This window comes from Cupriavidus sp. HE11, from assembly GCF_056097175.1.
Map to the genome: position 1 here is coordinate 39,525 of NZ_CP184465.1, position 13,104 is coordinate 52,628.

Annotated in this window: 11 protein-coding genes; 4 read left to right on the forward strand and 7 right to left on the reverse strand. The window is 66.8% G+C overall.

The window, feature by feature from the left end; genetic code table 11:
* The first annotated feature begins 245 nt into the window (after positions 1 to 245).
* Positions 246 to 1,619, forward strand: coding sequence for a cytochrome-c peroxidase (locus ACOABP_RS17620; protein ID WP_474229121.1), 1,374 nt, complete (start codon positions 246 to 248; stop codon positions 1,617 to 1,619).
* A 45-nt stretch (positions 1,620 to 1,664) separates the two neighbouring features.
* Here ACOABP_RS17620 and ACOABP_RS17625 read toward each other — a convergent pair whose 3' ends face one another.
* The 5 genes from ACOABP_RS17625 to ACOABP_RS17645 all read right to left on the reverse strand — a co-directional run bounded on the left by ACOABP_RS17625 (position 1,665) and on the right by ACOABP_RS17645 (position 8,514).
* Positions 1,665 to 1,889, reverse strand: coding sequence for a hypothetical protein (locus ACOABP_RS17625; RefSeq protein ID WP_066737214.1), 225 nt, complete (start codon positions 1,887 to 1,889; stop codon positions 1,665 to 1,667).
* Positions 1,890 to 2,180: 291 nt separating this feature from the next.
* Positions 2,181 to 3,770, reverse strand: coding sequence for a gamma-glutamyltransferase (gene ggt / locus ACOABP_RS17630; protein ID WP_474229123.1), 1,590 nt, complete (start codon positions 3,768 to 3,770; stop codon positions 2,181 to 2,183).
* Positions 3,767 to 6,343: a branched-chain amino acid ABC transporter ATP-binding protein/permease gene (locus ACOABP_RS17635; protein WP_474229124.1), complete on the reverse strand. Its 2,577-nt coding sequence runs from the start codon at positions 6,341 to 6,343 to the stop codon at positions 3,767 to 3,769. The genes ggt and ACOABP_RS17635 overlap by 4 nt, the downstream gene beginning before the upstream one ends.
* A gap of 32 nt (positions 6,344 to 6,375) precedes the next feature.
* Positions 6,376 to 7,254, reverse strand: coding sequence for a branched-chain amino acid ABC transporter permease (locus ACOABP_RS17640; protein WP_474229126.1), 879 nt, complete (start codon positions 7,252 to 7,254; stop codon positions 6,376 to 6,378).
* Positions 7,255 to 7,338: 84 nt separating this feature from the next.
* The gene (locus tag ACOABP_RS17645) at positions 7,339 to 8,514 is read right to left on the reverse strand and encodes an ABC transporter substrate-binding protein (RefSeq protein ID WP_474229128.1); all 1,176 of its coding nucleotides are present in this window, start codon (positions 8,512 to 8,514) and stop codon (positions 7,339 to 7,341) included.
* 236 nt (positions 8,515 to 8,750) lie between these two features.
* Between ACOABP_RS17645 and ACOABP_RS17650 the strand changes: the two genes are divergently transcribed.
* From ACOABP_RS17650 to ACOABP_RS17660, 3 genes are read left to right on the forward strand one after another with little or no spacing between them, the layout of a single operon-like run.
* Entirely contained in the window at positions 8,751 to 9,737 is a 987-nt protein-coding gene (locus tag ACOABP_RS17650; RefSeq protein WP_474229129.1) for a polysaccharide deacetylase family protein, read from the forward strand.
* A 31-nt stretch (positions 9,738 to 9,768) separates the two neighbouring features.
* On the forward strand, positions 9,769 to 10,530 hold the full coding sequence (locus ACOABP_RS17655) for a GntR family transcriptional regulator (protein WP_474229131.1): 762 nt from the start codon (positions 9,769 to 9,771) through the stop codon (positions 10,528 to 10,530).
* A 22-nt stretch (positions 10,531 to 10,552) separates the two neighbouring features.
* Positions 10,553 to 11,188: a flavin reductase family protein gene (locus ACOABP_RS17660; protein ID WP_474229133.1), complete on the forward strand. Its 636-nt coding sequence runs from the start codon at positions 10,553 to 10,555 to the stop codon at positions 11,186 to 11,188.
* On the opposite strand, the gene ACOABP_RS17665 is transcribed toward ACOABP_RS17660, so the two are convergent.
* Together ACOABP_RS17665 and ACOABP_RS17670 are read right to left on the reverse strand one after the other, a co-directional pair.
* Positions 11,165 to 12,205, reverse strand: coding sequence for a branched-chain amino acid ABC transporter permease (locus tag ACOABP_RS17665; RefSeq protein WP_474229135.1), 1,041 nt, complete (start codon positions 12,203 to 12,205; stop codon positions 11,165 to 11,167). The two genes, ACOABP_RS17660 and ACOABP_RS17665, sit on opposite strands and share 24 nt — an antisense overlap.
* Complete coding sequence (locus ACOABP_RS17670) at positions 12,206 to 13,093, reverse strand: branched-chain amino acid ABC transporter permease (RefSeq protein ID WP_474229137.1); 888 nt, start codon at positions 13,091 to 13,093, stop codon at positions 12,206 to 12,208.
* Positions 13,094 to 13,104 lie beyond the last annotated feature (11 nt).

A 13,104-nucleotide genomic window follows, 5' to 3' on the forward strand; every position in this document is an offset into this window, starting at 1 on the left:
TCTTTCTTATATGTGGGAAGACTGCGGTACTGCAATGAAACTTGTGGGTACTGCCGGGTGCGCCGCGAGTGTGACCCGGGCATGTGTCAGATTGATGATGATGCGCATGGGAACCTGGTACATCCCCTCGGGGCGGCGCGGCCCGTGCGTCGACGTTTCGTTTTCGTGAATCGTCATGTGGATGTCATGAAGCCGGAATAGCCTCTTGCGCCATTCCATCGTCATCCTGTTGCCATCATTCCGTCATGAGCTTGCCGCCGCTGTTGTGGAACGCCGCGTTCCCGTCGCTCTTCGCCTGGTTGCGCGTGGCAGGCAGCCTGCTGATCGTGTTGCTGGCCAGCGTGATGGCGGGCTGCGGCAAGCAGGACGCCGCTCCGGCGGGCCCGGCGGCCCCGGTCGCGCAGGCGGCAGTGGCCAGTGCACCGAAGGCCGCGGGTCCGAAACCGTTCTACGCGATGATGGCCGAGCGCCATCCCGATATCGCGCAGCTCAGGGCGCTGGGCAAGGCGCTGTTCTTCGAGCCGGCAATGTCGGCGTCGGGCAAGCAGTCGTGCGCCACCTGCCATAGCCCGGAGCATGCGTACGGACCGCCGAACAACCTGTCGGTGCAGCTTGGCGGCGCAGACATGACGCGCACCGGCGTGCGCGCCGCGCCGTCGCTGCGCTACGTGCAGAACGTGCCGGCCTACACCGACCATTACCACGAGAACGACGGCAATGACGCCGAGGACCAGGGCCCGACCGGCGGTCACAACTGGGATGGCCGCGCGGGCTCCGCGCACGACCAGGCCCGCATCCCGCTGCTGTCCGCGCACGAGATGGCAAATGGCGAGCCACGGGTGGTGGTCGAGCGGATCCGCAAGGGGCCGTACGCCGAGACGTTCCGGAAGGTGCTGGGCCAGGATGTGCTGGACGATGAAGACACCGCCTTCAACGCCGTGCTGATGGCGCTGGAAGTGTTCCAGCAGACGGCGTCGGAGTTCTATCCCTATACCAGCAAGTACGATGCGGTGCTGCGCGGGCAGGCCACGCTGAGCCCGCAGGAGACGCGTGGCCTGCGCGTGTTCAACGATCCGGCCAAGGGCAATTGCGCCGCGTGCCACCCGGGCGATGTCCGCGAAGGCGCCTTCCCGGCGTTTTCCGACTTCGGCTTTATTGCCGTGGGCGTGCCGCGCAACCGCAAGCTGTCCGGCAATGCCGATCCGGCCTTCTTCGACATGGGGCTGTGTGGCCCCGATCGTACCGACCTGAAGGACCGCGCCGACTACTGCGGCCTGTTCCGTACCCCGTCATTGCGCAACGTGGCACTGCGCCACGCGTTCTTTCACAACGGCATCTTCCATTCGCTGGACGAAGTGCTGCACTTCTACGCCGAGCGCGATGTGAAACCGCAGAAGTGGTATCCGCGCGGCGCGGACGGCAAGGTGCAGAAGTTCGACGATCTGCCGGCGCAATATCACGAGAACATCAACATGGAAGCGCCGTTTGGCGGCAAGCCGGGCGACAAGCCGTTGATGACCGAGGCCGAGATGCGCGATGTGATCGCGTTCCTGAAGACGCTGACCGATGGCTATCAGGCACCGGCCGCAGCCATGAAGACGGCGGCCGTCACCCGGTAGTCACGCGGCAGCTGCAGGCGGGCAGGAAAGGGTGAGACAAGCCGCCTAGTTCAGGCGGCCCACCGCGGCCAGCATCGATCGGCCATGCGCGGTGATTTGCGGGCAGGGACGTTTGCCCTGTTCGGATTCCAGGATCACCAGTTGCCGGGTGATCAGTGCATCGAGATCGACGGGGTCGATTTCGCGTGCGGGGATGGTAGACGTATCGTCGCGGGTATGTGGACCGTTGCCGATCAACATCAGTGTGGCAAGTTCATGTGGGCTCAGCACGGTGTTCTCCTTGGCGAGAGGGGAGCGGTTGCTGGGGGACATGGGGGACGCAGGGCCGCTGGGAGCGGTGCGTTCCTCCGACGGGATTGTGGACCATCGCGCCGGCGCTTGCACGCTGCATCGCATCGTGACGGCCAGTCGACAGTTATTGCATTGGACGGGCATCCGCTGTACGGGTTCCTGTCCGATACAAAACCGCTACAGTGCGCAGGGCTTTCATGCGTGCGTCACGCAGGGGGGGCCGTTTTCTCCCGAATGCCCAGATGATGCCTGACGTTTCCGATCCCGTGTCTATGCCCCTGACACCCCCATGGCGATGCCGTCGCTGCGTGGATCATGCGCGCCCGCGCATGATCCGTCGTCGTACAACGCAATGGCGCCGGGGTGGCCTGCAAGCGGGCTTTGCGCGTCGATCACGCTGACTTCGTGACCGCGGGTCGACAGCGTGGCAATCACATCGTCGCCTGCATCGGCCTCGATCTTGAGGCTGTCGCGCGTATCGGAGAATGTGCGGCCCAGCAGGAAGCGCGGCCGGGACAGTGCCTGCATCGGATCCATCCCATAGTCGATCAGCCGCGTCAGCACGGCAGCCAGCGTCTGCGGCTGCCCGTCGGCGCCCTGCGTGCCATACGTCAGCCGTGGCTTGCCGTCGCGCAGGTACATGCCCGGATTCAGCGTATGGAAAGGGCGCTTGCCCGGTTGAATCGCGTTGTGATGCGTGGGAACGGTGCTGAACGCGGCGCCACGGTTATGCCAGAGGATGCCGGTGTCGCCCGCCACCACGCCGCTGCCCCAGTCGAAATACACGGTCTGCAGCACGCTGGCGCAGCGGCCCTGGCTGTCCACAGCCGACAGGAAGACCGTGTCGCCGTGCTGGTAGACATGGGGCCAGGGCATCGCGTGGCGCATATCGATATGTGCGGCCAGCGCGGACAGCCGCGCCGGTGACAACATCGCATCGACCGGCACGGTGGCGAACTCGGGGTCTGCCACATGCCGGTTGCGTTCGATGAACGCCTGTTTTACGGCTTCCACGAGCAGGTGGTAGTAGTCCGCGCTGCCCTCCGCGATGCTGGCCAAGTCGAAGCGTTCCAGAATGCCCATGATCTGCAGCGTGGTCACACCCTGCGTGGGCGGCGCCAGGCTCAGCAGTTCGCCCCCGCGGTACGGCACACGCAACGGTGCTTCGTCGCGCGCCGCCGTGCGGGCCAGGTCCTGCAGCCGGAGTGGCGATCCGGCGGCACGCAGCCCCTTGACGATGCGCTCGGCCAGTTCGCCTTCGTAAAACTCGCGCGAACCGAAGTTCGCTATGCGATCAAGGCTGCGGGCCAGCGCCGGCTGCCGCAGGCGGTCGCCTTGCCTTGGCAGCCGGCCATCGGGCATGAAGACCGCGGCAAAGCCGGGCCAGTCCGACAATTCTTCCTGGCGGAATGTCTGCCAGAAGCGCTGCGACGGCGTGACCTCGAAGCCTTCCTGCGCCAGCGCGATGGCGCGCTGGAACAACTGGCTCCACGCCTGCCGGCCGCCCCACTGGTCGCGGCTGATGGCGAAGGCGCGGTCCCAGGTGTCCACGGTGGCAGCTGACGTAATGGCCGAGGCCGCGCCGCGCGTGGGAATGGCGTTGCCGTAGTCGGGCAGCGTGGCGGCGGCCTGGCCGATGCCGGAAAGCGCACGCACGTTGCCCGACTGGTCGCCGAGGATCCAGAAGGCATCGCCACCCAGCCCCGTGAAGTGCGGATAGGTGACGGAAAGCGTGGCACCGATGGCGATGGCGGCTTCGATGGCATTGCCGCCGGCGCGCAGGATTTCCAGGCCAGCCTCGCTCGCCAGCGCATGCGGGCTGGTCACCATCCCGGCGCGTGAAGTGGCAAGGGCCTTCATGCGTGCTGCCCGCCCAGGTAGGCCTGTACCAGCGCCGGGTCCTTCGCCAGCGTCTCGGCATCGCCGCTGGCGACCACGCGGCCTTCTTCCAGCACATAGGCGCGGTCGGCCAGGGACAGGGCCAGCGCGGCCATCTGGTCCACCAGCAGGATGGTGATCGATGCCTCGCGCAGCGCGTCCAGCGATGCGAACAATTCCTCGATGACCTTGGGCGCCAGTCCCAGCGACGGTTCGTCGAGCAGCAGCACGGACGGGTTCGACATCAGTCCGCGCGCCACGGCCAGCATCTGCTGTTCGCCGCCGGACATCAGGCCGGCACGCTGGTGCTGCCGCTCGCGCAGGCGGGGCCAGCGCGCGAACATGGCCTCGATGCGGCGGGTGGTTTCCGCGCGCGAGATGCGGCCAGACGGGAAGGCACCCAGCCGCAGGTTGTCGAGCACGGACAGTTCCGGAAATACCTGCCGGCCTTCGGGCACCAGCACCACGCCCATTTCGGCAATCTTCGCCGCGTCGAGCCGGGCGAGGTCGGTGCCATCGAACGTGATGCCGCCCTGCACCGGGCGATGCAGCCCTGACAGCGCGCGCATCAGCGTGGACTTGCCCGCGCCATTGGCGCCCAGCAACGCCACCATCTCGCCCTCGCGGACCTGCAGGTCCACGTCATGCAGCACCGGCGCCGCGCCGTAGCCAGCGCGCAGCGCGCTGACGCCGAGCACTTCGGGTGGCATGGCTTCGTACGGCTGGCGGCTGCGCTGCCGCACCGGGGCGCCCGACGCCTCGCCCAGATAGGCGCGCCGTACGGCAGGATCGGCGCGCACGGCGTCGGGCGTGCCGGCGGACAGGTGCTGGCCTGCATCGATCACGACGATGCTGTCGGATACGTCCATTACCAGCGACATGTCGTGCTCGACCAGGCCGACCGCGATGCCGCTGTCGGCAATCCGGCGCAGCAGGCGGCCCAGCGTGGCCTTGTCTTCGCGCGACAGCCCCGCAGCCGGTTCATCCAGCAGCAGCACGGCCGGCCGTGTCGCCAGCGCCCGGGCGATTTCCACCAGGCGGCGGTCCACGTGGGCCAGGTCGGCGGCGCTGGCGTCGGGGTTGCCGGTATAGCCGCAGGCGGCCAGCAATGCGCGGGCCTCGTCGCGCACGGCCGGGGCCGTGAAGCCGGCGATGCCCAGCAGCGTGCCAAGCTTGCCGCGCGTGAGGGCAATGGCTACGTTGTCGGTCGCACTCATGCCTGTGAACAGCTGCGTGGTCTGGTAGGTGCGCGAGATGCCATGGCGCGCACTGTGGCAGGCGCCGCGTGCGGGCAGGGCGTCGGCGCCGAGTCGCCGCCCGCCGGAGCGCGGACGGTAGTAGCCGGACAGCATGTTGAGCACGGTCGATTTGCCCGCGCCGTTCGGGCCGATCAGGCTGGTCACCTGGCCCGGCGGCAGTTCGAACGACAGGTCGTCGACCGCGCGCACGCCACCGAATACCATCGACAGGCCCAGTGCCGACAGCCCCCGGCGTTGCGCGGGGTCGCGCTGCGGCAGCATGGCGCCGGCCACCGCATCGTGGTCTGCCGGTCTGGCAGGATGCAGGCGGCGCAATGCCGACGTCACCACGCCGACCATGCCGCTGGGCGCTACCCACAGCACCACCAGCAGCAGCACGCCAAAGCAGAGCAGACGCAGGTTTTCCAGGCTCGACAGGATTTCCGGCAGCAGTCCGACCACGATTGCGCCCGCGACCGGCCCGGCCACCGTGCCGGCACCACCGATCATCACCACAAGCACGAACAGGATCGATTGCAGGAACGAGAACATGCCCGGCGTGACCATGCCTTGCAACGGGGCGAACAGTCCGCCGGCCAATCCGGCCAATGCGGCCGAAAATGCAAAGCCCACGGTCTTGACGACCAGCGGATTGACGCCGATCGACGCCGCAGCGGTTTCGCTGTCGCGCACCGCGCGCATGGCGGCCCCCCAGCTGCCACGTGCAATGCGCGCATAGGCGGCCAGTGCAAGCCCCAGCACGGCAATGGCGATCAATGCCAGCGCACGCTCGCCGCCCTCCACACCGGGCAGCGACGGTTGCGCGATACCCATCAGGCCGTTCTGGCCGCCGGTCAGGCCGCGCCATTCCACGGCGCCATGCTCGACGATGAAGCCGAAGGCGATGGTCACCATGGCCAGCCCCGGGCCCTTGACGCGTAGCGCGGGCAGGGCCAGCAGGGCGCCCAGCACGGCGGCCACCAGTGCGCCGACCGGCCACGCTGCCCAGAAGCTCCAGCCTGCCTGGCCGGTCAGGATCGCCACCGTATAGGCGCCAATCGCGTAGAAGCCAACGTGGCCGAACGACACCTGGCCGGTCAGCCCGAGCAGCAGGTTCAGGCCCACGCCGCAGATGGCAAGCATTGCCACGCCTGCGATCACGAAGACGAAATAGCCGTTCAGCGTCAGGGTCAGGCCTGCCGCCGCGATCAGCGCCGCACACATGGCGGCGATCTGCAACGGCGTGCCCAGCCCCAGCCATGGCGCGGCGGGGCGTGCGGGGGTGGCCGGCGGTGCGGTGGATACCGTGGATGTCATGGTCTTGCTCGTACCTGGACTCATACCTGGGCTCATACCTTGCGTACCTCCGCACGTCCGAACAGGCCATCGGGCCGCAGCGCCAGCAGTGCAATGACCAGCGCAAAGGTGATGATCTGGGTGTAGCTGGAACCCAGCGATGCGGTCACCAGCGCTTCGGCGACGCCGAAGATCAGGCCGGCCACCATGACGCCCCAGGCGCTGGACAGGCCGCCAAGAATGGCGACGGCGAACGCCTTGAGGCCGAAGACGGTGCCCATGTCGGCCTGTACATTGAACAGCGGGGCAATCAGTACCCCGGCAATGCCGGCCAGCAGTGTTGACAGCGCGAAGGCGCCGGCAATGGTGCGGCGGATCGGAATGCCCATCAGGCGCGCGGCGTCGCGGTTCTGCACCACCGCGAGCATCGCCACGCCCCAGCGCGACTTGCGCAGCACCACGTGCAGCACGGCGGCCAGCACCAGCCCCACCACCGGGATCACCAGTTGCAGCGGATACACGCCCACCCCCGAGCTGCCAAGCTGTACCGATTGGGTTGCCAGCGGAGACGGCAGGCTGCGCGGCTCGGTGCCGAACCAGAGCATCACCACGTTATCGAGCACGATGCCCAGCGCCACGGTTGCCATCAGCCAGGCGTTCGAGCCCCGGCTGGCGAACGGGCGCACGGCCAGGAATTCCACGGCCAGGCCATACAGCGCGCACAGTGCCAGTGCCAGAACGATCGCCAGCGGCATCGGCCAGCCCAGCGTCTGCGCAAACGTGTACGTGAGCACGGCGCCCAGCATCATCGAACTGCCCTGCGCGAAATTGACCGTGGCAGAGACTGCGTAGGTGATGTGAAACCCCAGCGCCATCAGCCCGTACATGCTGCCCAGGCCAAGCCCGCTGATGAGGGCGGATATCCATAACATGGTGATGTCCTTCTTTTCGGGTTTTTCTCGCCTCTCCACGCATGGCGGGAGAGGCGAGAGCAACAATTGGCCAGCAAGAAGCGCTTACTGCTTCACCGGCACGATGCGGTTGTCGATGAACTGGGCCCACACGTAGTCGTTCTCGGTCAGCGCGTCGTGCTGCTGCGGCGAGAACGGCTTCACGTAGGTCTTGATCAGGCCCTCGTAGCGGTCGATCTTGTAGAAGCCTTCGCGCACCGCGTCGCCCTTGGTGCTGCCGGCCTTGGCAATCGCCAGCGCGGCCAGTTGCGTGGCGTCGTAGGCGTTTGCCACGCCCACGGCCGGGGTGATGTCGTCCGGGCCCTTCACGTCGCTGTACTTCGCCTTCAGATCGTTGACCACGCGCGTACTGACCGGCGAAGGGCTGCCGAAGAAGCTATAGGTCTGCACGAAGTGAACGTTCTTCGCGTTCGGTCCGGCCAGTTCCGTGAAGCGGCCACCTGCGGGGCCCCAGTGCGAGACCACCGGCACCTTCCAGCCCATGCGGTCGAGCGACTTCACCACCTGCGCCGACGGGCCGACGTTGCCCACCATCAGCAGCACGTCGGCGCCGGCGGCTTTCAGGCGACCGAGCTGGGGCACCACGTCCACGTCGTTCGCCTCGAACTTTTCGACGCCCACGGGCTTGCCACCCTTGGCGGCCATTGCCGCCACGATGCCTTTCTCGTTGGATTCGCCCCACGGGTTGTTCACCAGGATCAGGCCCGGCCTGGTCGCGTTGAATGCCTTCTGCGCGTACTGCAGCATTGCCTTGTCCACCACCTCGTCCACCGCCGAGACGCGGAAGGCGAAGTTCGGATTCGCGCCGTTGTGCGTGATCGGCGTGCCGGCGGCCCACGGGCCCATGAACGGCACCTTTTCCTGGTTGGCGATCGGCACGATGGCCATCGACACGGGCGTGTCCAGCCCGCCGAACAGCACGGCCACCTTCTCCTTGTAGATCAGCTCGCGCGCAGCCAGCACGCCCTTGGCCGGATTGCCTTCGTCGTCGCGGCGCACCAGTTCGAGCTTGCGGCCGCCCAGCAGGCCGCCCTTCGCATTGATCTCGTCGATGGCAATGGTCATGCCGCGTGTCAGCGATTCGCCAGCGCGGGCGGACTGGCCCGACAGCGCCGTGATCAGGCCGATCTTGATGGTGTCGGCGGCATGCGCAGGCAGGGCGGTCATGACGCAGGCGGCCGCGGCGGCAGCGATCAGTGCACGGCGTTGGGGACGAAACATGGCGGATCTCCGGATGGGTTGGTGTCGGCGCGGTGTCTCGCAAGAGCCGTGCCATCGCGTTGACGAATCACCCGAAAACTCCCGGACATACGGTGTTTCCATACGTTGACGATCTGGCCCGCAAATTGCGAACGATTACGCGATACCTATGCATACGATCGGAAACGGGGCATTACGCACGAAGGCGGTGCCGGTTCCGGCGGTGGATGCACCAACCAGAAGAAAGGCACGCGTTCATGACCTTCAATCCGAGTCCGCTGGCGGCAGCGCAGGCCGCGGCGGCCCCGTCGTTCGGGCCGTTGCGCCATCACGGCCGCTTTCCGTACCGGCCGATCACCGACGCCGACGGCTTCCGCTGGCCCAACGGCGCGCGGCTGGCCGTCTATCTCGGCTTCAATATCGAGCACTTTGCGTTTGGCGAGGGGCTGGGCGCGAACCTGGGCCCGATATCGCCGCAGCCCGACGTGCTGAACTACAGCTGGCGCGAATATGGCAACCGGGTAGGGGTGTGGCGCTGCCTGGAACTGTTCGACCAGCTTGAGATGCCTACCGGCGTGATCCTGAACACGGCGATCTACGATCACTGCCCGGAAGTGCTCGATGCCTGCCTGGCGCGGGGCGACGAACTGATCGGCCATGGTCATACGAATGCGCATCGCCAGAGCGAATTCGACGAAGCCGGCGAGCGCGCGCTGCTGCGGCACTGCCGCGACCGCATCCACGAACACAGCGGCCGGGCTCCGGGTGGCTGGCTGTCGCCGTGGATCTCGGAAACGATGGTTACGCCCGACCTGCTGGCCGAAGCCGGCTATCGCTACACGCTGAACTGGGCCCACGACGACCGGCCGATCCGCATGCAGACCCGTGACGGCGGCGCGCTCTGGTCGATCCCGTACCCGCAGGAACTCAACGACATTCCGATGATCATTGCGCGCCAGCTCGATGGCGCGGCGTTCGCCGACATGATCATTGACCAGTTCGACGAAATGCTGCTGCAGGCCAACCACCCGCAGCATCCGCAACCGCTGGTGATGGGCATTGCGCTGCATCCCTACCTGGTGGGGCAGCCGTACCGGCTGCGGCACTTGCGGCGCGCGCTGGCGCATATTGCCGCGCGGCGGTCTCACGGCGAGGTGTGGTTCACCACGCCGGGCGCGATCTGCGATGCGATGGACGCGCAGGTGCCGATGGCACCGGATATCGCTACCGCCGCCGCGCGCTAACATCATGGGCATTGTTTCCCTGACCGACGCCATGTCAACCAAAGCAAGGAAAACCGCCGCCACGGTGGCGGAGCCGCCCCTGCCGGACGCCTCGGAAGCACCGGATGCACCCGACGAGCGGCAGGACGCCGACACCCGCATCTACCAGGCGATCTTCGACGGCGTGCTGAACCATCGCCTGACCCCCGGGACCAAGCTGCCCGAGCCCGAGCTATGCACGCTGTTCGGCGTAGGCCGGGCCGTGGTGCGGCGCGTGCTGGAAAAGCTCGCGCACGACGGCATCGTGGCGCTGCGTCCGAACAAGGGCGCGGTGATTGCCGAGCCGACGCCCGAGGAAACCAGCCAGATCTTCGAGGCGCGCCGCGCCATGGAGCGCGTGCTGGTGGAACTGGCGGTGGAGCGCGTCACCGAGGCCGACCTGCGCGAACTGCGCCGGCAGCTGGCCGACGAGCACGACGCGATGCACCGCTTCGACCAGCCATCGTGGGCGCGGCTGGCGAGCGGCTTCCACCTGCGGATTGCGGCACTGGCGCGCAATCCGGTGCTGCAACGCTACCTGACCGAACTGGTGTCGCGCTGCTCGCTGATCGTGGGCCTCTACGAGCCGCCGGGGCATGCGCCGTGCGAGCACGACGAGCACGCCGCCATCGTCGCCTGCATCGAGGCGCGCGACGCCACGGGCGCCGTGGCGCTGATGGAAGCACACCTGCGCGAACTGGAGCAGCGCATCGAAACGTCGCGCATGCAGGGCGAGAAGAGCCTGGCGCAGATGCTGGGCCTGCCGCAGCGCTAAACCCGAATACCCAAGGAACACGATGGAAATCGATTTCAGCGCGATCACCGAGTATCAGCGCTACAAGCTCATGGCCAGCCTGATCGTGCCGCGCCCGATCGCGCTGGTTACCACGCTGGGCCCCGACGGAACCGCCAATGCCGCGCCGTTCTCGATGTTCAACATGCTGGGCGAGGAGCCGCCGATCGTGATGATCAGCGTGAACCGCCTGGGCGACGGATCGCTGAAGGATACGGCGGCCAATATCGTGCGAACGCAGGAATTTGTCGTGCACCTGAGCGACGAGGCGATGGCCGAGAAAATGCACCGTTGCGGCGAGCGCCTGCCGCCAGACATGAGCGAACTGGCCCACGTGGGCCTGACTGCCGCCCCGTGCACGGATGTGGCACCGCCGCGCATTGCCGAGGCACCGGTGGCGTTCGAATGCCGGCTCTGGGAAACGCTGGAAACGGAAAGCCGCCAGATCTTCATTGGCCGCGTGCTGCGGCTGCATGCGCGCGACGGCCTGATCGACACCGAGCGCTGGCGCGTGCGGCTGCAGGAGTACTTCCCCGTGGGCCGCTTCGGCGCCAGCTTCTACGTGACCACGCGCGACCGCTTCTCGCTGGAGAAGGATGCCGGCGTGGTCACCGCGTCAACCGCGATCGACGAGATGTGAGCCCAGCGGCGCGGCCGGCTTGCGCCGCGCCTTCCACTGGTCGGCCAGTCCGATCATCTCGCCGACGATGCCGCGCCGGAACGTCAGCACGCAGATCACGAAGATCACGCCCGTGACCATCGTCACCGATTCGCCCAGCGTGTTGAACCACTCGATGCCGGTGATGCCGGCCAGGAACGTGCCCAGGTCGCCGAGCTTGTTTTCGAGCGCGATCACCACGAACGCGCCGGCGATGGGGCCGGCCAGCGTGCCCAGGCCGCCCACCAGCGTCATCAGGATCACGGCGCCCGACATCGACCAGTGCACATCGGTCAGCGTCTCGAAGCCCAGCACGAGTGCCTTCAGCGATCCGGCCAGACCGGCCAGCGCGGCCGACAGCACGAAGGCCACGAGCTTGAAGCGGTCCACGTCATAGCCCAGCGATACTGCGCGCGGCTCGTTCTCCTTGATTGCCTTCAGGATCTGTCCGAACGGCGAATGGATCGTGCGGACGATCAGCGCGAATGCGGCCACCACGATCACCAGCACCACGTAGTAGAGCGTCAGGTCGCTGTCCAGCGGCAGCAGGCCCAGCAGCTTGCCGCGCGGGATGCCCTGGATGCCGTCCTCGCCGCCCGTAAATGGCGCCTGCAGGCAGAAGAAGTACAGCATCTGCGCCAGCGCGAGGGTGATCATCGAGAAGTAGATGCCCTGGCGGCGAATCGCCAGGGCGCCCATGACCAGTCCAGTCAACGCCGCGAATGCGGTGCCCAGCAGCAGGCCCAGCTCGGGCGTCAGGCCCCACTCCTTCATGGCGTGGCCAGCCACGTAGCCGGCACCGCCGAAGAACGCGGCGTGGCCGAACGACAGCAGCCCGGTGTAGCCGATCAGCAGGTTGAAGGCACACGCAAACAGGGCGAAGCAGAGCACCTTGAGCACGAATACCGGATAGGCGCCCAGCATCGGCGCCAGCAGGGCGGCGAGCAGCAGCGCGCCGTAGACCGCGACCTGGCCGCGGCGATTGGAGTCTTGCAGCATTTACTTTTCCTTCCCGAACAGGCCGGCGGGGCGCAGCATCAGCACGATCACCATGATGAAGAACACCACGGTCGACGATGCCTGCGGATAGAACACCTTGGTCAGGCCTTCAATGACGCCAAGCGCCAGGCCGGTGACGATCGATCCCATGATCGATCCCATGCCGCCAATGACCACCACGGCGAACACGACGATGATCAGGTTCTGGCCCATCAGCGGCGATACCTGGATGACCGGTGCGGCCAGCACCCCGGCAAACGCGGCCAGCGCCACGCCAAATCCATAGGTCAGCGTCACCATCAATGGCACGTTGACACCGAAGGCCTCGACGATCTTGGGGTTCTCGGTGCCCGCGCGCAGGTAGGCGCCGAGTTTGGTCTTCTCGATCGTGAACCACGTGGCCAGGCAGACCACGATGGATGCCAAGACCACCCAGGCGCGATAGTTCGGCAGCACCATGAAGCCCAGGTCCGTGGCGCCCTGCAGCGCATCGGGCGGCGAGTAGGGCAGGCCGGAGACACCGTAGGCTGATCGCATCACGCCTTCGATCACCAGCGTGATGCCCAGCGTCAGCAGCAGGCCGTAGATGTGATCGAGCTTGTAGATCCAGCGCAGCATCGACTTCTCGATCACCACGCCGACCACGGCCACCGCCAGAGGCGACAGCAATAGCATGACCCAGTAGTTCAGGCCGGCGTACTCCATGCCGGCCCAGGCCAGCACGGCCCCGAGCATGAACAGCGCGCCGTGCGCGAAGTTGATCACGTTGAGCAGGCCGAAGATCACGGCCAGCCCCAGGCTCAGCATTGCGTAGAACGCGCCGTTGACCAGCCCCAGCAGCAACTGGGACAGCAGCGCCGGCAGGGGGATTCCAATATCGAAATTCATGAAACGTAGGG